The sequence below is a fragment of the Arthrobacter sp. FW306-2-2C-D06B genome, from assembly GCF_021789175.1.
GTDB lineage: Bacteria > Actinomycetota > Actinomycetes > Actinomycetales > Micrococcaceae > Arthrobacter.
This window is the reverse complement of record NZ_CP084560.1, coordinates 1,256,890-1,278,362: the sequence shown is the minus strand read 5'-3', so window position 1 is coordinate 1,278,362 and position 21,473 is coordinate 1,256,890. Positions and strand designations below refer to the sequence as shown.

Genomic DNA, 21,473 nt, shown 5'->3' with positions numbered 1-21,473 from the left:
TGAGAGTACTACCAAATATGTGTCGTGGAACACATATATGCAGGTCAGGATCTAATAACGGTGGATCACCGCCCGGCATGGACGGTCCTTTGCATGAACGCGGGGTTAAATTCCTGTCACGGCACAGCCTGGCGCAACACGGGGGGCGGCACGGTTAGCATTTCACATGCGTGCCCCAGGTGGGACTCGAACCCACAACACGCGGATTTTAAGTCCGCTGCCTCTGCCAATTGGGCTACTGGGGCGCCCGGATAATGGTAACCCAGCGCACTCCCCTCCTTTGCCTCCTAGAGTCCTCGGAATGGCGCGGCATAACGAAAGGTTCCGCTGACGCCGTCGGGCCATGCTTTGAGGGGCAACAGCTGGAAATGGTCTCCCCACCCGGCGTCGGGGGCCATCACGCCCAGCGTGCGGGCGGGTAGAAATCCGAAGCGCGGATAGTACCCGGTGCTGCCCAGCAGCGCGATGCCCGGTTCGGCCGCGTCGTCGGCCCGTCGGACGGTTTCGCGCAAAAGCGCAGATCCGATGCCGCGACGCTGCAGGTGCGGCTGGACGCTGATCGGGCCCAGCCCCAAAAGCCGGAGCTCCCCGATCCGGCCGCGGGTACTGATGACGTGGCCTACGATCTCACCGGCAATCTCGGCCACGATGCTGAACTGCGGCAAGTACTCATCGCAGTCGAAGAGTTCACGCAACAGCGTCACTTCGGGCGGGACTCCTTCGACGGGCAGCCCGGTGACCGGGCTGGTGGAAAAGGCGGCAGCGGTGAGCGCAAGCACGGACTCGCGGTCCGACTGCCGCTCCGTTCGCAGCACCACACCTTTGGCCAGGAGTTCGAGCACTTCCATGGCGTGCCCGCGTTCGGCGGATGGCACCAACAGGTGGTCGTGGTGGAACCCGGCAAGGACGTTGCAGCTGATATCGGCTGCCGTGAGGGCAGAGCTGACGGCCGCGGTGAGCCCCACAGCTTCCAGCGCGGAGTGGATTTGAAGGGTGATCCACGCCGCGACGAAATCGTAGGACAATCCCAGGCGCCCGGCTTCCTCCCGGCGCAGCACCACCGTGAGGCCCTCCGCTTCGCGGACGGCGGCCTCGATATGGCCCTCAAGCTGTTTACCGTGCGGCCACAACGCGTACACGTAGTCACCGTCTCGAAGCACGGGGTGCATGGATGTCAGGAGGGTCGTCAGATCGCTTTCGCCAGCCATGCTGCAAGTCTAGGACCCGTCGTTAACCGACGACGGCGGCCGCCTCCCGCGTGGGAGACGGCCGCCGTCGTCGGTACTACTTGGGGTTCGCTACTTGGCGTCAGCCGTCACCGGAGCCTTGGCTTCAGCAGGCCCGGCAGCCGGCGCGGGTGCGGCGGCCGGCTTGGGAGCCGGGGTGGCAGCGGCCACGAAGGCTCCCCGCGGGTTGTCGAGGTCCAGCAGCTGCGTGGTGTCGCGGCCCATGGTCATGCCCAGGAGCCAGTTGAAGATCACGCGGACCTTGCGCTCACCGGTGGGGATGGCCAGGCCGTGGTAGCCGCGGTGGGCCAGCCAGGCGAGTCCACCCTTGAGGCCGATGCGGCCCAGGATGTTGATGTTGGCAACGCCCTTCCACTCACCGAAGCCGGCAACTGCGCCAAGGTTCTTGTGCTTGTAGTCGCCCATGGGCTTGTCCCAACGGGAGGCCCACAGGTTCTTCGCGAGGCGCTTGGCCTGGCGCAGGGCGTGCTGGGCGTTCGGAACGCAGGTGCCGTCCGGCAGTCCGCTGCCCGTGAGGTCGGGAACGGCAGCGATATCGCCGGCCGCCCAGGCGTTGTCGATGATGCCTTCGTCGCCCGCAATGCGCAGGTCCGGGAGGACACGGACACGTCCGCGCGGCTCGAGCGGGAAGTCGGTGGAACGGATCATCGGGTTGGCCTGCACGCCTGCTGTCCACACGAGGGTGTCGGCTTCGAACTCCTGGGCAGGGGTCTTGTCCGGCAGGTTGATGAGCTTCAGGCTGCCCTCGGCGTTGTCGAGGGACGTGTTGAGCAGGACCTCGATGCCGCGGCTGCGCAGGTGTTCAACAACCCACTCGGCCTGGGCCGCGGTGACCTCGGGCATGATGCGGCCCATGGCCTCGACGAGAACGAAGCGGACTTCTTCCTGGCGGACACGCGAGTTGTTCTTGACTGCAGCGCGGGCGAGGTCTTCCATCTCGGTGATGCACTCAATACCGGCGAAACCGCCACCCACGACCACGAAGGTCAGGGCCTTGGCGCGCTCGGCGGCGTCCGTCATGGTGGAGGCGAGCTCGATGCGCTCAAGGACCTTGTTTCGGAGTGCGACCGCTTCTTCGATGGTCTTAAGGCCAATGCCTTCGTCAGCGAGGCCCTTGATGGGGAAGGTGCGGGTAATGGCACCGGCGGCAACCACGACGTCGAAGTAAGGGATCTCGAAAGGCTCTCCGCCGTCGGCCGGAGCAACAACAGCGGTGCGGTTCTGGTGGTCGATGCTGGTGACGCGGCCCTGGATGAGTTCCGTCTGCTTGAGGTGCTGGCGGTGCGAGACGACGGCGTGGCGTGCCTCGATGTTGCCGCCGGCCACTTCGGGGAGGAAGGGCTGGTAGGTCATGTAGGGAAGGGGATCAACGACAGTGACGATGCCGCCGGCATTCGCGATCTTCTTCTGCAGCTTGAGTGCTACGTACAGGCCGACGTATCCGCCGCCGACAACGAGAACACGGGGACGGTCAATGAGCTCAGGGGTGGTTGCCATAAGAATAGAGTACAGCACCTTGTGAAAATCTTCACTAACTATTTCGCGAAGCTACACGCTAGCGCCAGGGCTATTTCGGGCCGCTCGGATCCACGACGTCCACCACGCCGGTCGCGGGTTCCTCGGGCAGTTCCGGCGAGGCCCGGTAGGAGCGCCTCAACTGGACCGTGGCGCCCGCAACGATCGCCACGAAAAGCGAACCGAAGCCGATGACCACAGCGGCCGGAACCGCAGTATCGGATTGCGAGGGCGCCTTTGCCGCAGGAACCGTGGGATCCGCCAAGGTGGCTGCGGGGATGCTCGGTTTCGACGTTGACGGAGGCGTAGGGGTGCTGAGGTCTCCGCGCCGATGCACCCGGATCCAGTCCGCAATGGATCCCACCGGATTGCTCGCCACCTCGGGAACATCGGCTTTCAGCGCCGCCTCGGCGTTGAGGATGCCGTACCCGTAGATGGGGTCCTTGCCGGGCGCCCCTGCATCCTCGGCCGTCGACACAATTCTGTTGATGACCTGCTTGGCGCTCATATCCGGCCATTTCGAGCGGATAAGCGCCGCGACCCCGGAGACAATCGGCGCGGAGCCGGACGTGCCGGCCCAGTCTTCATAGCTACCCCCAGGCACGCCGCCCACCAGCTTTTCCGCGGGCGCCGAGACGCCGATGCTGATTCCCTGCGAAGAAGCGTCGACGCTGGCCGTGCGGTTCCGGTCGAGTCCTGCCACGGTCAGTACGCCCGGAATCGTCGCCGGCGCGCCGACCTGGACGTTTCCACCGATCCGGTTTCCCGCTGCGGCCACAATCACCACGTCCTTTTGTTCGGCATAGAGGAACGCCGCATCCCAGCTCTGGGGCCAATCAGGCGAGGTGCTGCCGAGGGAAATATTGATGACCTTGGCGCCGTTGTCCACTGCCCAGCGGACAGCTTCGGGAATCTGTTCCTGGTCCGTCTTCCCCGCGGGATTCGGCGACCCGAGCCAGGCGGAAACGGAGAGGATCTCGGCCTCGGGCGCGACGCCGACGATTCCGTCCGTGCCGACACTGGAACCGGACGAAGGAGGCGACGACGATGACGGAGAAGCCGATGGGCTGGCCGAAGCGTGTCCACGCCCTGCGAGGAGCGTAGCGACGAGGGTCCCGTGCTCGGGTTTGGCCCCGATGCTCTTCTGTCCGTTCGGATCTCCCGCACCCGAAGCATCGGTTCCGCCGACCACAGCGCCCTTGAGGTCCGGGTGTTGCCCGTCCACCCCGCTGTCGATGATGGCCACTTTCACCCCGGCGCCCTTTGATACCTGCCAGGCTGCGGAGATGCCGTATTCGTTGAGCCAGTATTCCTTGTCCCGCCAAGAGTCGGCGAACGCCGAGGGGGCGGTGAGCATGGCACCTGCGAGGCTTCCACCGGCCAGCATGGCGGCCAGCGCGGCCGATGCTGTCCGGCGGCGCCAGCCGTGTGGCAACGTCATCAGCGAATACCCATGCTCAACGAACACTCAGCGCGATGCCGTCGAGGATGTCGTGCTCGCTGGAGATGGCAGCAGTGATGGAACCCTCTCCGAGCTCTGCCAGGCGCTGGAGGATACGGCGCCACACGAGGGCTCCGGCACCGATGACGTCAACGCGTCCGGGGTGCATGTAGGGCAGCCGGGCACGTTCCTCGCGGCTCATTTCCAGCAGGCTCGTAGCTGCGTCGGTGATGGTCGCGAGGTCCAGGCTGGCACCGTGGATGAGTGCGGGATCGTACTCGCTTAGGCCCAAGGCGTGCGCCGTGATGGTGGTGACGGTACCGGCAACACCCACGACGGCGGTGGCCCGGCCCAGCGGGACCGTGCGAGCCACGAGGTCCATGGCTGCGTCGACGTCGGCTTCCGCGGCGGCGATCTGCTCCGGCGTCGGAGGGTCGCTGCGGAGGTGCCGCTCGGTCAGCCGTACGCAGCCGATGTCGACGGATTTGGCGGCAATGACGCCGTCGGAGTCTCCGAGGACGAACTCGGTGCTTCCGCCGCCAAGATCCACCACAAGCACCGGGTCCTTGCCGCGCGAAGGCAGCACGCTGCTCGCGCCGGCGAAGGACAGGGCCGCTTCTTCGTCACCGGAGATGACCTCGGGTTCGACGCCCAGCAGTTCCCGGATCCCGTCAACAAAGACGTCCCGGTTACGGGCGTCCCGGCTGGCAGAGGTCGCCACGAAACGGACACCCCCGGCGCCATGACGGCGGATCAGTTCGGCATAGTCGGCTGTTGCCGCAAAGGTTCGTTCGAGTGCCTCGGGGGCAAGTTCGCCGGTGGCGTCAACCCCTTGGCCGAGGCGCACCACGCGCATCTCGCGGACAACGTCCCGCAACGGAAAGCCTGCGTCCGCGCCGTTTGCATCCGCGATCAGGAGCCGGATCGAATTGGTGCCGCAATCGATGGCAGCTACCCGGTTCATACGTTGAGCTCCCCTGCGGCTGGTTCCCCTGATGGCTCTGTTGCGTGGGAGAACTTGGATTTGCGGATCGGGGCAGGACGGCCCACGATGTCCGGCAGGCCCTGCGGTCCATGGCGGCTGAGGTCCTGGGACGGAGCCTCGCCCGCACTGTCCCACGCGCCGTCGCAATAGCAGCGGTCCACGGTCCACCATTCGCTGATCGCCCCGATGGCCTCGTCGCCGAGCGGATTGACGCCGGGACCGGCGGCCAGGGAGTGTCCGACCAGCACGTGCAGGCACTTGACGCGGGTGGGCATGCCGCCGGCCGAGACGCCGGCGATTTCTGGAACGTCGCCGGTGCCGGCACGTCCGGCAATCTCGTCACGTGCCTGGAGATAGGCTTCGTGGGCGCTCCTGTAGGCCGCCGCCAAAGGCTCGTCAGCGGTGAGACGTTCGTTCATCTCATTCATGAGTCCGCCGGCTTCGAGCCGCGACACGGCGGCGGTGATGACCGGGTGCGTCAAGTAGAACGTCGTGGGAAAAGGGGTTCCGTTGCTCAGGCGCGGAGCCGTCGCGGCGACCAGCGGGTTGCCGCACACGCAGCGGGCCGGGATTTCGACCACGTCGCGCACCGGCCGTCCGAGCTGGCGGCTGAGGATTTCAAGATCGTGTGCTGATGGCTTGCGGGACTCCTGCGATGCAGGTGCCGAGTTGTCTTCCACTGGCGCTGCCATCCTTCCTGCCCTGTTTGGCCGCGCCCATCAGGGCGTGACGGCGGCGGGCACCGCGTCTAGTCTGTTGCCGAGCGCCTGATGGATTCCCACAGGCCATCCACCCACGGCAGATTGGACGGGCTTCCGGAAGCTCCCGAGCTGGTGCTTCCGCCCGGCGTCCCGGCGGGAACGTCTCCACCAAACACCCAGTAGCCTGCTTCACCCGGCATAACCATGTTAATGCGATCCCGGGCTTGTTGTTTCACATAGTTGGGATCCTGCCACCGCGTGATCTGCTTCTGGAGGCTCGCCTGCTCGGCTTGTTTGGCGGCAATATCGGCTTCCAAGCTGGAGATTTCCGCCTTTTTCTCCAACCAGATCTTGACTGTGGGCGCGAGCATGATGGTGATCGCGATCATCACCACGGCGAGGGCAAGCATCCGGCCGGAGAACGCCTTCGCGGGCACGGGGCGCGCGCTGTGCTCCTTGTCGGTGTGGGTGGAGCCGGCACCGGACGTTTTGTTCGATGCCTTGCCGACAACCGGGGTGCTTTCCGTTCTGCCCGGAAGCGAACGTCCCGGTTTCGCCGCAGAACCAGCCTTGGATCCGGGCTGGGCCTTGCTTTGCGAGCCGCCTTCGTCTTTGACGTTGGACGACGTCCTGGACCCGGCGTTAACCGGGTTCTCTCGCTGGGCAGCGCTTGCCTTGCGGGATTCGCCGAAGTCGGCACGGATGACATGGCCGCCGTCGGCATTTTTTTGGGGCGAGCGGCCGAGGGCATCTGCCCGGGGGACCTTGGGGCGGCGGGTGGCCATGACACTCCTGTAATGCCTGGTGCTTGCCTGGCGGGTTGCTGCGCGTTGCGTGCCTCACGGAGCCTGCGGTTTGCCGAAGTGCTCGCACATTTCATTAAACAGAACCGGTGGCTATGGTCTTTCCACCATAGCCACCGGTCAGCTGTTTCAGCGGATACTAACCCTTGAAACGCGGGAAAGCGCTGCGGCCGGCGTAGCGAGCGGCGTCGTCGAGTTCTTCTTCGATGCGCAGCAGCTGGTTGTACTTGGCGACGCGCTCGGAGCGCGCCGGGGCACCGGTCTTGATCTGGCCCGCGTTGGTGGCCACGGCGATGTCAGCAATGGTGGTGTCCTCGGTTTCGCCGGAGCGGTGCGAGGTGATGGTGGTGTAACCGGAACGCTGGGCCAGGGAAACGGCGTCCAGGGTCTCGGTCAAGGAACCGATCTGGTTGACCTTGACGAGCAGCGAGTTGGCCGTGGCAGAGTCGATGCCCTGCTGCAGGCGGATCGGGTTGGTGACGAAGAGGTCGTCGCCAACCAGCTGGACCTTGTCGCCGATGGTGTCGGTAAGGGTCTTCCAGCCTTCCCAGTCGTTTTCGTCCAGCGGGTCTTCGATGGAGACCAACGGGTAGTCGGCAACGAGTTCGGCGTAGTAGGCGCTCATCTCGGTGGCCGTGAGTGCCTTGCCTTCGAACTGGTAGGCACCGTCCTTGTAGAACTCGGAGGAGGCGACGTCCAGCGCGAGGGCGATGTCCTTGCCCGGCGTGTAGCCCGCGTTCTTGATGGCTTCCTGGATCAGGTCCAGAGCAGCGCGGTTGGACGGCAGGTTCGGCGCGAAGCCGCCTTCGTCGCCGAGGCCGGTGGAGAGGCCCTTGGCCTGCAGTACCGACTTGAGGTTGTGGTAGACCTCAACGCCCCAGCGCAGGCCTTCGGAGAAGGTATCGGCGCCGATCGGGGCGATCATGAATTCCTGGATGTCGACGTCAGAGTCGGCGTGGGAGCCGCCGTTGAGGATGTTCATCAGCGGCACGGGCAGGACGTGGGCGTTAGGGCCACCCAGGTACTTGTACAGGGGCAGGTCGGCGGAGGCGGCGGCTGCGTTGGCCACGGCAAGGGAAACGCCGAGGATGGCGTTGGCGCCGAGCTTGCCCTTGTTCGGGGTGCCGTCGAGGTCGATCATGGCCTGGTCGATGCTGCGCTGGTCCGTGGCGTCGAAGCCGATCAGGGCCGGGGCGATTTCGTCGATGACCGCGTCAACGGCCTTCTGGACGCCCTTGCCGAGGTAACGGCCTTTGTCGCCGTCGCGCAGTTCAACGGCTTCGTGCTCGCCGGTGGACGCACCGGAGGGAACTGCCGCGCGGCCGATCTGGCCATCGGAAAGCAGAACTTCAACTTCTACTGTCGGGTTTCCGCGGGAATCAAGGATCTCGCGGGCGTGGATGGCATCGATAAGCGCCATGGACTGCTCCTTATGGTGAAGCGATTTACTGGGAATCTTGAGGGAAATTCTCGACGTCCTCGTCGCCACTAGCCTAGTCGAGACCGGCCAACGTTACGGAACAGCGTCGGAACCCTCACGTTTTGTGGCTTCGCCGTCGCGGCCCTGGTAGCGCCGGACGGCACCGCGCAAAGCCCGTTCGGCGTCGAACCCCTTCTCCCTCGAGCCCGCGACGACGGCGAGCAGCAAGTCCCCGAGCGCAGCTTCGGAGTCGGGAACCTCCACCGCCGCCACTGGACTGCCGTTCCGTTCCGGGCCGCCCGCGCGTTCTGCCCGCTCGGCACGGTCAAGGGACTTTTGCGCCAAGGCGAGGGCGGGAAGATGGGGTGGTAATCCCTCGAAGGGATCCGAACGCGCGGGCTTTTCGGCCTTCTTCACGGCGTCCCACTTTTCGACGATCTCCTCCACCGTGGCCGGGAAGGATTCCTGCAAGGACCCGTCCGGCTTGAAGACGTGCGGGTTGCGCCGCACCATCTTCTCCGTGATGGCGCGCGCGACATCGTCGAAGGTGAACCGTCCTTGCTCCTCGGCAAGCCGGGCGTGCAGCACTACTTGGAGCAGCACGTCGCCCAGCTCGCCGCGGAGTTCGTCGGCAGTATCGGAACCGGACGCGCCGGCCTCGATCGAGTCGACCACCTCGTACGCTTCCTCGATCAGGTACTCCACGAGGGATTCGTGGGTCAGCGCCCCCATCCACGGACAGTGCTCGCGCAATGAGGCGATCTTCCCCAGCAGCTCCCCGACCGCCCCTTCAGGAGTCTGCTCAGCCAAGGTTGGCGTAGGCGTCGTTGATGTACTCCACCAACGCCTCTTTTTCGTCCAGCGGCAGGAATGACGACTCGGCCGCGTTGAGCGTCAGTTCGAGAAGGTCGTCCAGATCGTAATCGAAGGTCTCCACGAGAAGCTCGAACTCGTCCGTGAGCGACACCCCGCTCATGAGCCGGTTGTCCGTGTTGATGGTGACGTTGAAGCCCAGCTGGTAGAGCATGTCCAGCGGGTGGTTCTCGATGCCTTCGCCGAAGTTCGCGATTGCGCCGGTCTGCAGGTTGGACGAGGGGCAGATTTCCAGGGCGATTCCGCGGTCGCGGACCCAGCCGGCCACTTCGCCCAAGGTGACCATGCCCACGGTGTCCTCGGCGTCGTCGTCGGCCTCTTCGCCCTCGGCGTCTTCGAACTCAACGGTGATGTCCTCCGCGATACGCACGCCGTGGCCCAAGCGCAAGGCGCGGCCGTCCACAAGGGCGGACTGGATGCTTTCCAGGCCCGCGGCTTCGCCGGCGTGCACGGTAGCCGGGAAGTTGTGCTCGGCCAGGTAGGTGAAAGCGTCCTTGAAGCGGGAAGGCAGGAAACCGTCTTCGGCTCCGGCGATGTCGAAGCCGACAGCTCCGTTGTAGCGGTGGCGCACGGCGAGCTCGGCAATTTCCTGGCCGCGGTCAGCGTGGCGCATCGCCGTGATGAGCTGGCCCACCTGGATTTGGCGCCCGGACTCCTCAACGGCGTCCACTCCGGCGTCGAGCCCTTCCTGGACGGCGTCCACAACCTCGTCCAGGGTGAGGCCCTTCTGCAGGTGCTGTTCGGGTGCCCAGCGGATCTCGCCGTACACGACGCCGTCGTCAGCCAGGTCCTCGACGAATTCCTTGGCGACGCGCGCCAGGCCTTCCTTGGTCTGCATGACAGCAATCGTGTGGTCAAAGGTTTCGAGGTAGCGGACCAAAGAACCGGAGTCAGCGGACTCACGGAACCACTGGCCCAGAGCTACGGGATCGGTGGAAGGCAAGGTATGGCCGACGGCCTCCGCCAGCTCGATGATGGTGGACGGGCGCAGTCCCCCGTCCAGATGGTCGTGAAGGGAAACTTTCGGCAGGCTCTTCAGGTCGAAGTCAAGGGCAGGGGCGGCATCAACAATAGGCTCAGTCACCCCTCAACTCTAGGGTGACGGAAGAAGCTTAGCCAGCAGGGTTTGAGCGGTCGACGCCGGACGCCGCGTTAACCGCGGTACCCGTGTCTGCTGCGGCTGCTTCCTTCTTCGCGCCGTCCTTCTTTTCCCCGTCCTTCTTTTCCCCGTCCCTCTTTTCAAGGTGCTTGTGCCACCAACGCAAGGTGTGGTCCACAATGACGCCGAGCACTACAGCGAATGCCACGGCAATCCCCACGCCGAGGAGCGGGTTGTTGTGCACCCAATGGCCGGCCAGGGATCCAATGCCGATCGAATAACCTACCCACGTGAAGCACGCGAAGGCATCCAGGAAGAAGAAGGTCTTGTGGCGGAAGCCGGTCTGTCCCGCGACGTAGTTCACCGCTACCCGGCCCCAGGGTATGTACCGGGCTGTGAAGATAAGCACCGCTCCGCGCTTGTCCAGTTCGTAGTGTGCCCACGCAAACATCTTCTGGACCTTCGGCTTGCGCATCCATTTCCAGCGGTCCAGGCCGATCTTGCGGCCCAGCATGTAGGCCATGTTGTCGCCGGCCATGGCCCCGACAAGCGCAGTAGCGCCGAGGAGCCACAGGTTGGGCTCACCCCGGTGCATCGCAAGGGCCGAGAGCCCGACGATCGCGGTCTCACTGGGAAGGATCGTGGCAAAGCCGTCGATGAAAAAGAAAACCAGGAGCACCGGGTAGATCCACGGTTGCCCGGCGGCATGCTCGAGCATGTGGTTCATGAATTCCACGCAGGCATTGCTCCTCAAGGAAAGTCACACGGTCGCGTGACATAGATCGCTATCCAGTGTCCCACGGCCCGGGCGTCGTTCGCTACGCCCCGGCCGGGGTGGAACACACTTTAAGGCTAGCTCGAAAGTCGAAATGGAAGCATCCACCCGTGGAGGGATCTTCCGGCGCCAAGGGCTCATACCAAGGGAGGAGACGGCGTCGCCTTGGCTAGGCCTGCTACACGACGGATTCCTCTTCGGGCTCCCCGGTTTCTTCGTCCTCCTCGGCGGAAGGCGTGGCCCCGCGGACTTTGTTGATGATCCGGTCCACGATGATTCCCAGGATGACGGCCGCGCCGATCGCGATGACCGCTCCGAGCAGGTGGTTGTGCTCGAACCATTGGCCGAAGAACACCCCGATGGCCACCGAATAGCTGGCCCACAGAACGGCGGACATGGCCGTGAGCGCCACAAACATGCCGTGCGGGAAGTTGGTTGCTCCGGCCGTGAGGTTGACAGCCACCCGGCCGATCGGGATGAACCGGGCCACCATGATGAGCGACGCGGCCCGGCGTCGAAGTTCCCTCCCGGCCCAGCGGAAGGCACCCTGCATCCTTTGGGAACGCATCCACCGCCAGCGGCGAACACCTACTTTGCGGCCGATCAAGTAGGCGATGTTGTCGCCCGTGAAAGCACCAAGGGCCCCCACCAGGATGAGCAGCCACGTGTTGGGCATCCCTGCGGTCACGGAGACTGCAGCGAGTCCCACCACCATCGACTCGCTGGGAATCGGCGGGAAGAAACCGTCGATCACGCAGCAGGCAAAAACCAGAAGCAAGACCCAAGGCTGCCCGGCCGCGGCGAGGATGAAGTCGTTGATGGCTTGCACGGTCTTCCTAACGAATGGCCGCAGGGATTATCTCCCGGGCATCCCAAAAATGCCCGGGAGATCAGCCTAGGAAATCCGGTCGATGATGAGCTGTTGTGCCGGCCGTGAGCCTTCCGGCGCGATGAGCACCGCGCCTTCCAAGGCTTCCTTGGCCCTGTCGAACTTTTCCGGGGTGTCAGTCAGGAGGGTCATGAGTGGCTCCCCCGCCCGGACCAAGGCGCCCGGTTTGGCGTGCATCCGCACCCCTGCACCGGCTTGGACGATGTCTTCCTTCCGGGCACGTCCGGCGCCGAGGCGCCACGCAGCCACACCCACGGCCAGGGCGTCGAGTTCCACGAGGACGCCGTCAGCCGGAGCCGGGATGACCTCGGATTCCTTGGCCACCGGCAGGGCAGCACGCGGATCGCCGCCCTGGGCTTCGATCATGCGGTTCCAGACGTCCATCGCACGGCCGTCCTTGAGGGCGGCCGCAGGGTCGGCGTCGTGCACTCCGGCGCAGGCGAGCATCTCTTCGGCGAGCCTGACGGTCAGCTCGACGACGTCTTCCGGACCGCCGCCCGCAAGCACCTCCACCGATTCCTCCACCTCGATGGCATTGCCGGCAGTCAAGCCCAGCGGCGTACTCATGTTGGTCAGCAGGGCCACCGTGTTGACGCCCGCATCCTTGCCCAGGGCCACCATGGTTTCGGCCAGCTCGCGGGCACGGGCCTCGTCCTTCATGAACGCCCCGGAGCCCACCTTCACGTCGAGCACCAGGGAGCCCGTGCCTTCGGCGATCTTCTTGCTCATGATGGACGAGGCAATCAGGGGAATGGCTTCCACCGTGCCCGTGACGTCGCGCAGGGCATAGAGCTTCTTGTCCGCCGGAGCCAAACCCGTGCCGGCGGCGCAAATGACAGCGCCCACGTCCTGCAGCTGGGCCAGGATTTCCTCGCTGCTGAGGTTCGCCCGCCAACCGGGGATTGCTTCGAGCTTGTCGAGCGTGCCACCCGTGTGCCCCAGTCCCCTGCCGGAAAGCTGGGGAACCGCCACCCCGAAGACCGCCACAAGCGGCGCCAGCGGAAGGGTGATTTTGTCCCCGACGCCCCCGGTGGAGTGTTTGTCGGTGGTGGCCTTCATGCCGCCGTCGGGACGCCGCAGGCTGGAGAAGTCCATCCGCTCGCCCGAGGCGATCATCGCCTGGGTCCAGCGTGAGATTTCGGCACGGTCCATCCCATTGAGCAGGATGGCCATGTTCAGGGCCGCCATCTGCTCGTCGGCAATGACGCCGCGGGTATAGGCATCGATGGTCCAGTCGATCTGTTCCGGGCTCAGGGTGCCCTTGTCCCGCTTGATGCTGATGATCTGTACGGCGTCGAACGCTTCAGTCTGTGTCACCGGTTCTCCTCCAGGTTGTCGGGACCGAAGGCATCCGGCAGCACTTGGTCCATGGTCTTGATGCCCTGCGTTGTCATGAGTTGCATGCCGGGTGCCCGGAATTCATACAGCAATTGCCTGCACCGGCCGCACGGCATGAGGACATTGCCCTTCGAGTCGACGCAATAGAACGCCCGCAGCCTGCCGCCGCCACCCATGTGGAGGTCTCCCACCAGGGCGCACTCGGCGCACAGGGTGAGTCCGTAGCTGGCGTTCTCGACATTGCAGCCGCTGACGATCCGCCCGTCCTCGGTGAGGGCGGCGGCCCCCACCGGGAAGTTCGAATACGGCGCGTAGGCCTTCCCCATGGCGGTAACCGCGGCGGCCTCGAGGGCCGCCCAGTCCACTGCGGTATCCGTGAGCGCCACGGTCAGCCCTTGACGTACGGTATGCCGCTTGCCGCCGGGGGCCGGGACCTGCCCACCAATCCGGCGACGGCGAAGACCGTCAAGGCGTAAGGCAGCATTGCCATGAACTGGCTGGGCACCGGCGATCCGATGATGGTGATGACGCTCTGGAGGTTGTCCGCGAAGCCGAACAGCAACGCGGCCAGGAAGGCGCCGATCGGGTTCCAGCGCCCGAAGATCAGCGCCGCCAGGGCGATATACCCGCGGCCACCGGACATGTCCTTGCTGAACGCGTCCACGGACACGAGCGTGAAGAACGAGCCGCCGATGCCCGCGATCGCACCGCCCATGAGCACGTTCCAGAATCGGGTCCGGTTGACGTTGATGCCCACCGTGTCGGCTGCCTGTGGGTGCTCGCCGACGGCCCGCACCCGCAGTCCCCACTTCGTGTGGAAAAGGCCGAGGTAAACCACAATCACTGCGATGTACATCAAATAGCCCACGAGGGACTGGTGGAACAAGATGGGGCCGATGATGGGGATATCGGACAGGAAGGGAATGTCCACCGGAGGCAAGCGCCCCGGCTTGTTGAGTCCATCCGGGTCAGCCGTCAGCAGCGTCGAAAAGAGGAAGCTCGTCAGTCCGCTGATGAGGACGTTGAGCACCACGCCGACGATGATCTGGTTGACGAGGTACTTGATGCTGACCACGGCCAGGACCAAGGAAACAAGCGTTCCGGCTACGGCTGCCGCGACGAGCCCGGCGTAGACATTGTGCGTCACCGTCGCAACAACAGCTGCTGAGAACGCTCCCAGCAGGAGCTGCCCTTCAATGGCGATGTTGACCACGCCGACGCGTTCGCACAGGACACCCGAAAGGGATCCGAAGACGAGCGGCACGGCCAAGGTGACGGATCCTGCGATCAGTCCGGCGAGGGAGATCGACGGCTCATCGCCATTTCCGCCAGCGACGATCCAGACCATGAACCCGATGAGGAACACCGCGGCAAAGGTGCCGCCCACCCAACGGGGTGCAGCCCTCTTCGCCAAGGTGAGGTACACCGTGTAGCCGGCCAGGCCCAGGAGGATCACCGCGGCGATCCAGCCGATGGCCGCGGAAGGGAGCGTGATCTTGGAAACCTTTGCCACTCCGAGCGCGGCAAGGCCGAGGACCACGACGGCGGCGACGGTGGATGGGGGCAGCCAACCCGGTACCGTGCCTGAACCTGACGCCGTGCCTGAACCGGAGGTGAGGCCTGAACGACGGCGGACGAACCACAGGTATCCGAGACCGACGGAAAGCAGAAGGGCCAGGACGAACGTAACCAAAGCAGCGACACTGGAGGCCGCTTCATTGGCGGCCTCGGCAATGCCGAAGCCTGCCGACTTCGAATTGGACATGAAGCCGAACAGCACGGTTCCCAGGATTGCGAGCAAGGACAGTCCAATGCCGGCCTTCCAGCTCACCAGCTCGGTGGCACCCGTTTTTCCGGGGCTCGCCGGGGCGTTTCCGGCGGGCGTGCCACCGCCGGGCTGAATTGTTGTGGTGCTCATGCTGTTGCAGCTCCGCTCTCGATTTTTCCGGAGGGGATGGTTCCGGAGCCGGGGCCGCCAGTGGCCTTCTTCTTTTTCCGCGGGTTCAGCCCGAAGATCGCTCGCACCAGCGGCGGTGCCGCAATGAACAGGACGATCAAGGACTGGATGACCAGGACGATGTCGATGGGGGTCTGGGTTTCAGCCTGCATCGCTACGCCTCCCGCACGGAAGGCGCCGAACAGGAGCCCGGCGAAGAATGTTCCCCACGGCGTCGAACGTCCGAGCAGCGCGACCGTGATGGCATCGAATCCGATGGAAGCCGCGACGCCTCCGGAGAGGTATTTCTCCGTTCCGGATACCTGGGCAATGCCGGCCAGGCCTGCTAGCGCGCCCGCAATCGCCATCACCAGGATCACGGCGCGGGGAACGTTGATTCCCGCAGTGCGTGCCGCGCTCTGGTTGGCGCCGACGGCCCGGAATTCAAAGCCGAGCGTGGAGCGCTTCAGAAGCCACCAGACGAAGACCGTTGCCAGCACGGCTAGGAGGAAGCCGGCGTGGAGCCTGAACTGGGGCCCAAGCAACTCCGGGAACAGTGCCGTTTGGTCCAGGAAGGGCGAAATCGGGTTGGTCGAACCCTTGCGCTGGAACGCCGGAGTGGTCAGGAGGAACAGGAGCAGGAAGTTGGCGATGTAGTTCAGCATGATGGTCACGATGACCTCATGCGCACCGGTCCGGGCCTTGAGCAGGCCGACGACGCCGCCCCACACCGCGCCGCCGACGAATCCGGCAACGATGACGAGCAGGAGGTGAACCAGGAAGGGCAAGTGCCAGGTGAAGCCCACGTAGGCGCCGAACAGGGCGCCGAAAATGATCTGCCCTTGGGCACCGATGTTGAACAGGCCCGCACGGAAGGCCAAGGCCACGCCGAGTCCTGCCAGGATGAGGGGCGTGGACACCGTCAGGGTTTCAGTGATCGGATACAGCTGGGCTGCGGCGTCGGCCCCGGCCCAGTTGAATATCGCGCCCTGGACCAACGCCACGTAGGGCCTGAAGACCTCGGTGAGCATGTCCCCCGGCTGCGCGAAGAAATAGCCTGCTGTTTCGGCGACTTTGGGGTTGGTCACGGCCATCAGGATTCCGCCGAGCACAATCGCGAGGAGCACGGACAACACCGAGACCATGGCGTTTCCGGTCACGATCTGCCGGAAGACCGAGCCGCCGGCGGCGTGCGGGATCTGTCCGCCTTGGCTGGTAGCCGGAATGACCGACGGGGCCATTGCACCGTCCGCCGTGTCCAGTGCGACGTCCAGGACGACCTCGTCGTCCAATGTTTCCGGGCGCTCCGGCTCGGCCTCGTTTTCCTGCCGAGGGGTGTTGGACTCAGACATGGGTTCCTCCCTCGAGGGTCTTGTGCGCAGTCAGTTCTGCCTCATGTTCCGGAACGCCGGCCATCATCAAGCCCAGCACATCGCGGGAGGTGCCGGCGGGAACGATCCCGACCAGCTTTCCCCGGTAGAGAACGGCGATCCTGTCAGCGAGCTCGAGGACTTCATCGAGTTCCGTGGACACGATCATCACCGGAGTTCCGTTGTCCCGTTCCGCGATGACCCGCTTGTGCACGAATTCGATGGAGCCGACGTCGAGCCCTCGGGTGGGCTGCGATGCGATGAAGAGCCTCAATGGCCTGGACAGCTCCCGGGCCAGGACCACCTTTTGCTGGTTGCCGCCCGAGAGCGTACCCACAGCGACATCGATCGACGGCGTCCGCACATCGAACTCCTCGACCTTCTTCTCCGCGTGCGAAGCAATCAAGGCCGGTTTCATGCCGATGCCTTGGGCGAAAGGTGCCTTGTCGTACAGGTCCAGGATCATGTTCTCGGAAATGGAGAACGTTCCCACCAGGCCGTCGATCTTGCGGTCCTCAGGGACGAACCCGACGCCGGCGGAAAGGACCTGCTTGACGCTCTTGCCGAGCAGTTCGACATCGTCGAGGACGATGGACCCGGTGACGTGCTGCTGGACGCCGAGGATGGCTTCGGTGAGTTCCGTCTGGCCGTTGCCTTGGACACCGGCGATGGCGAGCACTTCACCCTTGGCGATGTCGAAGCTGAGCCCGTCCACGACGTGCTGGCCGTTGTGGTCCACAACGGTCAGGTCCCGGACTTTGAAGGTCGCCGCACCCGGTTGGGCTGGCTTCTTTTCCAGGGTCAAGCTGACCGCCCGGCCCACCATCGCCGAGGCGAGTTCCGTCGGGGACGCCGAGGGATCGGCCGAGCCCACGACTTTGCCCCGCCGGATCACGGTGATGATGTCCGAAATTTCCTTGACCTCGCGCAATTTGTGCGAAATGAAGACAATCGATTTTCCGGCGGCTTTGAGCTGCCGGATGATGTCCAGGAGCTCATCGGTTTCCTGCGGAGTGAGAACCGCGGTCGGTTCATCGAGGATCAGGACTTCGGCGTCGCGCACGAGTGCCTTGATGATCTCGACCCGTTGCTGCACGCCAACGGGCAGGTCTTCCACGAGGGCATCGGGGTCGACGTGGAATCCGTACTGCTTGGAAATCTCGGAGATCCTGCGGCGTGTTTCATCCAGGTTCAGGAAACCGGCTGCCTTGGTGGCTTCGTTTCCCAGCGCGACATTTTCTGCGACGGTGAATACCGGAATCAGCATGAAGTGCTGGTGGACCATTCCGATCCCCGCTGCCATGGCATCGCCGGGACCCTTGAAAACAACAGGTTTTCCGTCGACCAGGATTTCGCCGTCGCTGGGGTCGTAGAGCCCGTATAGGACATTCATCAGGGTGGATTTGCCGGCACCGTTTTCGCCCAGGAGGCAATGGACTTGGCCGGGTTCAACCACGAGATCGATGTGGTCATTGGCTACGAGGGATCCGAAGCGCTTCGTGATCCCTTTCAGTTCGAGTTTCAAAACTCCAACCCATCTATAAAAGGATGGCTCCTCGTCATCACCGTGCTCCCAGCATAGTGCTCGGCCTAGGAGTGTCGAAGAGCAAATTGAAGGCAACGCAGAACGCGCTGCCCTTCTGCCAAAACTCGGCTGAAGGGCAGCGCGATGCGGTTTAGCCCGGATTTTTACTTGGGGCTGGACTTAGATTCGACCTTGACTGCGCCGGAGATGATGTCCTTCTTCAACTGGTCAAGATCGCTCTTCATGTCTGCCGGAACAGCGGAATCGAGATCGTGGAACGGGGCAAGCGCCACGCCCCCGTTGTCGAGTGTGCCGACGTACGGGCTGGGGTCGAACTTGCCGTCCTTGTCAGCCTTGATGACCGTTTCGACGGCGGTCGCCATGGTCTTCTGGACCGAGGTCAGGATGACCGACTTGTAGGCGGGTGCGGTCAGGTAGCCATCCGAGTCGACCCAGATCAGCTTTGCGTCCGTGCCCTTTGCCTTGGCGTCAAGGATCGCACTTCCGGCGCCCGCTCCAACCGGACCGGCGACGGGAAGGACGACGTCGGCCCCTTGGTCCAGGAATCCCTGGGTGAGGACCTTGCCCTTGTCGACCTGCTTGAAGTCGCCGACGAACGTTCCGTCCTGCTTGTCCTTGTCCCAGCCGAGCAGCTGGACGGACTTGCCCTTCTTCTGGTTGTAGTACTTCACGCCGTCAGAGAAGCCGTCCATGAAGATGCTCACGGTGGGGATGTTAAGTCCACCGAAGGTCGCAACCTTGCCGGTCTTGGAAGTGCCGGCGGCGAGGTACCCGGCCAGGAACGCGGCCTGGGCAGTGTTATAGACAATCGGCTTGACGTTCTTCGGGAAGGTGGGGTCCGAGTAGTCGATGATGGCGAAGTGGCTGTTGGGGTTCGCCGTCGCGATGTTCTTGGTGGCGTCGCCAAGCAGGAAGCCGACCGTCACCGTCAGCTTGCAGCCTTGCTGGACCATGGAACGAAGGTTGGGGTCGTAGTCCGTGTCGGCCTTGGACTGGACGTGCTTCTCCTGGATGCTCAGGTCCTTGGCTGCTGCCTGAAGGCCCTCGTAGCCCGACTGGTTGAACGACTTGTCATCGAAGCCGCCGGAGTCGGACACCATGCATGCGGTGTAGTCCGACTTGGTGGCGCTGCCCGAGCTCGACGCCGACGGTGCGCTACCGCAGCCTGCCAGCAAAAGTGCAGCGGCGCCCGCAGTTGCGACGCCTGCAAATGAACCGCGCTTTAGTGTGGCACGCAGTGATTGCTTCAATTTTCCTCCAGGAAGAAAGTGATTGATGCTACGACAGTTGGTCAATGAGTGTCCGTTTCGAAAACTCGAGTCTGAAATTCTGTTTTCACTGATGCTTCGCAGCACTGCGCCTGGGGCGCACTGATGGCACAACTTTAGTGGGATTGAACACACCCGGGTAACACAAAAGCCCAACAACCCGAAGATTGTTGAGCTTTTGTTACCAAGCAGTAGTGGAACTCCCAGCGAACGGTCCTAGGATGCGCGCCCGCCGCGGCCGGTACTCAGTGCGGAATCATCCTCAGGGCAGACGGACCAGCATCTTCCCGGTGTTGGCTCCATCCAGGAGGTCGATGAAGGCCTTGGGCGCGTTTTCCAGTCCCTCGACGATCGTCTCGTCGTAGCGGACCGTTCCGTCCGCCAGCCATCCGGCCATGTTCTGGGCGAACTCGGCGGTGTGCTGCCTCTGGCCGCCCACGAGGAAGCCACGCAGGGTCAGTTGCTTTCCGATGGCCACGGCCAGGTTCCGCGGGCCCGATGCGGGCTCTGTGGAGTTGTACTGCGAAATGGCGCCGCACATTGCCACGCGGCCACCCACAGTGAGGACGGCGAGGGCAGCCTCGAGGTGTTCGCCGCCGACGTTGTCAAAGTAGACGTCGATCCCGCGCTCCCCCGCAGCCTCGCGAAGTTGCTTCACGACGGGACCGGCGTGGTAGTCGAAGGCCGCGTCGAAGCCGAGTTCCAGCAAGCGAGCCACCTTCTCCGGCGAACCGGCGCTGCCGATCACCTTGGAAGCGCCCATTGCCTTGGCGACCTGACCGACGATCGAACCCACTGCGCCTGCGGCACCTGAAACGAAGACGACGTCCCCGGCTTTGAACTCGGCAACCTTGAGCAGCCCGGCATATGCCGTCAGGCCCGTCATGCCAAGCGCTCCGAGGAACGCCGACGTCGGCGCCAGGCCGGCTGGAACCGGCGTCGCGCTTGCCGCATCCACCACCGAGTATTCGCGCCAGCCGAGCTGGTGCACGACGACGTCACCCACCTTGAGTGCCTCGGAACGGGACGCGATCACCTCACCCACCGCACCGCCGTCGAGCGCTGCGTCGAGTCGGAAAGGTGCCGAATACGACTTCGCGTCGTTCATGCGGCCGCGCATGTAGGGATCGACCGACATGAACTCGTTGCGGACGAGGATCTGGCCGTCCTGCAGCTCCGGCAGATCGCTCTCGGCCAGCCGGAAGTTCTCCTGGACGGGGCGTCCTTGCGGGCGGGATGCCAGCTGGATTTCGCGGGTGCTCTTGGGAAGTGCGGAACTCATGCTGCCACCTCCACAAGCCTGATGTCGACGGCGATGTTCCCGCGGGTCGCGTTGGAGTAGGGGCAGATCTGGTGGGCTTTGGCCACGAGTTGCTCGGCGGTTTCCCTGTCGAGGGCAGGCAGCGCGATCTCAAGCTCCGCCGCGAGGCCGTATCCCTCGCTGCCCTCCAAGGCACCGAAATGGATCTTGGCGGCGACGGCGGAATCAGTCAGATCCACCCGGGCCTTGCGTCCCACCAGCCTGAGTGCCGAGTGGAAGCATGCCGCGTAACCTGCGGCGAAAAGTTGCTCAGGGTTGGTGCCCTGGCCGTTTCCGCCCAGTTCCACCGGGCTGGCGAGCGCTACGTCCAGCTTGCCGTCATTGGTGCGTGCGTTGCCTTCGCGGCCTTCACCGGAGGCGAGTGCCTCGGCTATGTACAGAGTCTTCACTGTGGTTCCTTTTCCTGTTGGGACGGGAGGGGCGTGTTGGGATGGACGATCAGATGGCTGAATGGAGGGCTGCGGTAAGCCTGCCCAGGGTGTCGTGAAGCTGCGCAAGTTCGGCGGCGCTCAGGCCCGCGGCGTCGGCGAGGCGCTGCGGTACAGCCCCCGCCCGGGAACTGAGGGCCCGCCCGGCGTCGCTCAGGTGGATCTCGACGCGTCGCTCGTCCTCGGCTGACCGTCGGCGCTCCACGAGGCCCAAGGCTTCAAGCCTCTTGAGCAGCGGCGACAGGGTGCCTGAGTCGAGTCCCAGCTCGGTACCCAGTTCCCGGACGCTTCGAGGCTCGTTTTCCCAGAGCACCAACATCACGAGGTACTGCGGATACGTCAGCCCAAGCTCATCCAGCACCGGCCGGTAGACCGCAGTAGCGGCCTTCGATGCGGAATACAGCGCGAAACAGACCTGGCGGTCGAGGCGGGGGGCTTCACTCATGGGAATAACGGTAGCTCACAATTAAATTGTGCACAACTCAACTGCCTCCGGCGACGCCCGCTCACAAACAAGC

At 64.3% G+C, this 21,473-nt stretch carries 20 protein-coding genes and 1 tRNA gene; all 21 read right to left on the bottom strand.

Going from position 1 to position 21,473, the window contains the following annotated elements:
* Positions 1-171 precede the first annotated feature (171 nt).
* The 21 genes from LFT47_RS06105 to LFT47_RS06005 all read right to left on the bottom strand — a co-directional run bounded on the left by LFT47_RS06105 (position 172) and on the right by LFT47_RS06005 (position 21,400).
* Positions 172-245 (bottom strand) — tRNA-Leu (locus LFT47_RS06105).
* Positions 246-287: 42 nt separating this feature from the next.
* Positions 288-1,208 carry an N-acetyltransferase gene (locus tag LFT47_RS06100; protein WP_236816199.1) on the bottom strand — a complete coding sequence of 307 codons (921 nt, stop codon included), beginning with the start codon at positions 1,206-1,208 and terminating at the stop codon, positions 288-290.
* Positions 1,209-1,298: 90 nt separating this feature from the next.
* A complete protein-coding gene (locus tag LFT47_RS06095; protein WP_236816197.1) occupies positions 1,299-2,744 on the bottom strand; it encodes an NAD(P)/FAD-dependent oxidoreductase in 1,446 nt (481 codons plus the stop codon).
* A gap of 70 nt (positions 2,745-2,814) precedes the next feature.
* Positions 2,815-4,203, bottom strand: a complete 1,389-nt coding sequence (locus tag LFT47_RS06090; RefSeq protein WP_236816195.1) for a S8 family serine peptidase — start codon at positions 4,201-4,203, stop codon at positions 2,815-2,817.
* 16 nt (positions 4,204-4,219) lie between these two features.
* Positions 4,220-5,167: a Ppx/GppA phosphatase family protein gene (locus tag LFT47_RS06085; RefSeq protein ID WP_236816193.1), complete on the bottom strand. Its 948-nt coding sequence runs from the start codon at positions 5,165-5,167 to the stop codon at positions 4,220-4,222.
* A complete protein-coding gene (locus LFT47_RS06080; RefSeq protein ID WP_236816190.1) occupies positions 5,164-5,880 on the bottom strand; it encodes a DUF501 domain-containing protein in 717 nt (238 codons plus the stop codon). The genes LFT47_RS06085 and LFT47_RS06080 overlap by 4 nt, the downstream gene beginning before the upstream one ends.
* Positions 5,881-5,936: 56 nt before the next feature.
* Entirely contained in the window at positions 5,937-6,674 is a 738-nt protein-coding gene (locus tag LFT47_RS06075) for an FtsB family cell division protein (RefSeq protein WP_236816188.1), read from the bottom strand.
* A 157-nt stretch (positions 6,675-6,831) separates the two neighbouring features.
* Positions 6,832-8,112 (bottom strand): phosphopyruvate hydratase, encoded by a 1,281-nt coding sequence (gene eno, locus LFT47_RS06070; RefSeq protein ID WP_236816186.1) that lies wholly within the window; start codon positions 8,110-8,112, stop codon positions 6,832-6,834.
* 93 nt (positions 8,113-8,205) lie between these two features.
* Positions 8,206-8,922, bottom strand: coding sequence for a MazG nucleotide pyrophosphohydrolase domain-containing protein (locus LFT47_RS06065; protein WP_442863439.1), 717 nt, complete (start codon positions 8,920-8,922; stop codon positions 8,206-8,208).
* Positions 8,915-10,069, bottom strand: a complete 1,155-nt coding sequence (locus LFT47_RS06060) for an adenosine deaminase (protein WP_236816184.1) — start codon at positions 10,067-10,069, stop codon at positions 8,915-8,917. The genes LFT47_RS06065 and LFT47_RS06060 overlap by 8 nt, the downstream gene beginning before the upstream one ends.
* Before the next feature lie 28 nt (positions 10,070-10,097).
* Positions 10,098-10,802: a DedA family protein gene (locus tag LFT47_RS06055; RefSeq protein ID WP_236818403.1), complete on the bottom strand. Its 705-nt coding sequence runs from the start codon at positions 10,800-10,802 to the stop codon at positions 10,098-10,100.
* A 235-nt stretch (positions 10,803-11,037) separates the two neighbouring features.
* Positions 11,038-11,688 (bottom strand): DedA family protein, encoded by a 651-nt coding sequence (locus LFT47_RS06050; protein ID WP_236816182.1) that lies wholly within the window; start codon positions 11,686-11,688, stop codon positions 11,038-11,040.
* Positions 11,689-11,754: 66 nt separating this feature from the next.
* A complete protein-coding gene (locus tag LFT47_RS06045) occupies positions 11,755-13,065 on the bottom strand; it encodes a thymidine phosphorylase (RefSeq protein WP_236816181.1) in 1,311 nt (436 codons plus the stop codon).
* The gene (locus tag LFT47_RS06040; RefSeq protein ID WP_236818401.1) at positions 13,062-13,412 is read right to left on the bottom strand and encodes a cytidine deaminase; all 351 of its coding nucleotides are present in this window, start codon (positions 13,410-13,412) and stop codon (positions 13,062-13,064) included. The genes LFT47_RS06045 and LFT47_RS06040 overlap by 4 nt, the downstream gene beginning before the upstream one ends.
* A 62-nt stretch (positions 13,413-13,474) precedes the next feature.
* Positions 13,475-15,004, bottom strand: coding sequence for an ABC transporter permease (locus LFT47_RS06035; protein WP_236816179.1), 1,530 nt, complete (start codon positions 15,002-15,004; stop codon positions 13,475-13,477).
* Complete coding sequence (locus tag LFT47_RS06030) at positions 15,001-16,374, bottom strand: ABC transporter permease (protein ID WP_442863438.1); 1,374 nt, start codon at positions 16,372-16,374, stop codon at positions 15,001-15,003. Before LFT47_RS06030 ends, LFT47_RS06035 begins: the two co-directional genes overlap by 4 nt.
* A complete protein-coding gene (locus LFT47_RS06025; protein WP_236816177.1) occupies positions 16,367-17,917 on the bottom strand; it encodes an ABC transporter ATP-binding protein in 1,551 nt (516 codons plus the stop codon). Before LFT47_RS06025 ends, LFT47_RS06030 begins: the two co-directional genes overlap by 8 nt.
* A 164-nt stretch (positions 17,918-18,081) precedes the next feature.
* On the bottom strand, positions 18,082-19,188 hold the full coding sequence (locus LFT47_RS06020; protein WP_236816176.1) for a BMP family lipoprotein: 1,107 nt from the start codon (positions 19,186-19,188) through the stop codon (positions 18,082-18,084).
* Between the two features lie 280 nt (positions 19,189-19,468).
* Positions 19,469-20,488, bottom strand: coding sequence for an NADP-dependent oxidoreductase (locus tag LFT47_RS06015; protein ID WP_236816175.1), 1,020 nt, complete (start codon positions 20,486-20,488; stop codon positions 19,469-19,471).
* Positions 20,485-20,916, bottom strand: coding sequence for an organic hydroperoxide resistance protein (locus tag LFT47_RS06010; RefSeq protein ID WP_236816174.1), 432 nt, complete (start codon positions 20,914-20,916; stop codon positions 20,485-20,487). Before LFT47_RS06010 ends, LFT47_RS06015 begins: the two co-directional genes overlap by 4 nt.
* 49 nt (positions 20,917-20,965) lie before the next feature.
* Entirely contained in the window at positions 20,966-21,400 is a 435-nt protein-coding gene (locus LFT47_RS06005; protein WP_236816173.1) for a MarR family winged helix-turn-helix transcriptional regulator, read from the bottom strand.
* Positions 21,401-21,473: the final 73 nt, after the last annotated feature.

Bases quoted from the DNA above. Each gene is read 5' to 3' on its own strand.
- LFT47_RS06100 (WP_236816199.1), bottom strand. From the start codon at position 1,208: ATGGCTGGCGAAAGCGATCTGACGACCCTCCTGACATCCATGCACCCC.
- LFT47_RS06095 (WP_236816197.1), bottom strand. From the start codon at position 2,744: ATGGCAACCACCCCTGAGCTCATTGACCGTCCCCGTGTTCTCGTTGTC.
- LFT47_RS06090 (WP_236816195.1), bottom strand. From the start codon at position 4,203: ATGACGTTGCCACACGGCTGGCGCCGCCGGACAGCATCGGCCGCGCTG.
- LFT47_RS06085 (WP_236816193.1), bottom strand. From the start codon at position 5,167: ATGAACCGGGTAGCTGCCATCGATTGCGGCACCAATTCGATCCGGCTC.
- LFT47_RS06080 (WP_236816190.1), bottom strand. From the start codon at position 5,880: ATGGCAGCGCCAGTGGAAGACAACTCGGCACCTGCATCGCAGGAGTCC.
- LFT47_RS06075 (WP_236816188.1), bottom strand. From the start codon at position 6,674: ATGGCCACCCGCCGCCCCAAGGTCCCCCGGGCAGATGCCCTCGGCCGC.
- eno (WP_236816186.1), bottom strand. From the start codon at position 8,112: ATGGCGCTTATCGATGCCATCCACGCCCGCGAGATCCTTGATTCCCGC.
- LFT47_RS06055 (WP_236818403.1), bottom strand. From the start codon at position 10,802: ATGCTCGAGCATGCCGCCGGGCAACCGTGGATCTACCCGGTGCTCCTG.
- LFT47_RS06040 (WP_236818401.1), bottom strand. From the start codon at position 13,412: ATGGGGAAGGCCTACGCGCCGTATTCGAACTTCCCGGTGGGGGCCGCC.
- LFT47_RS06035 (WP_236816179.1), bottom strand. From the start codon at position 15,004: ATGAGCACCACAACAATTCAGCCCGGCGGTGGCACGCCCGCCGGAAAC.
- LFT47_RS06030 (WP_442863438.1), bottom strand. From the start codon at position 16,374: ATGTCTGAGTCCAACACCCCTCGGCAGGAAAACGAGGCCGAGCCGGAG.
- LFT47_RS06015 (WP_236816175.1), bottom strand. From the start codon at position 20,488: ATGAGTTCCGCACTTCCCAAGAGCACCCGCGAAATCCAGCTGGCATCC.
- LFT47_RS06005 (WP_236816173.1), bottom strand. From the start codon at position 21,400: ATGAGTGAAGCCCCCCGCCTCGACCGCCAGGTCTGTTTCGCGCTGTAT.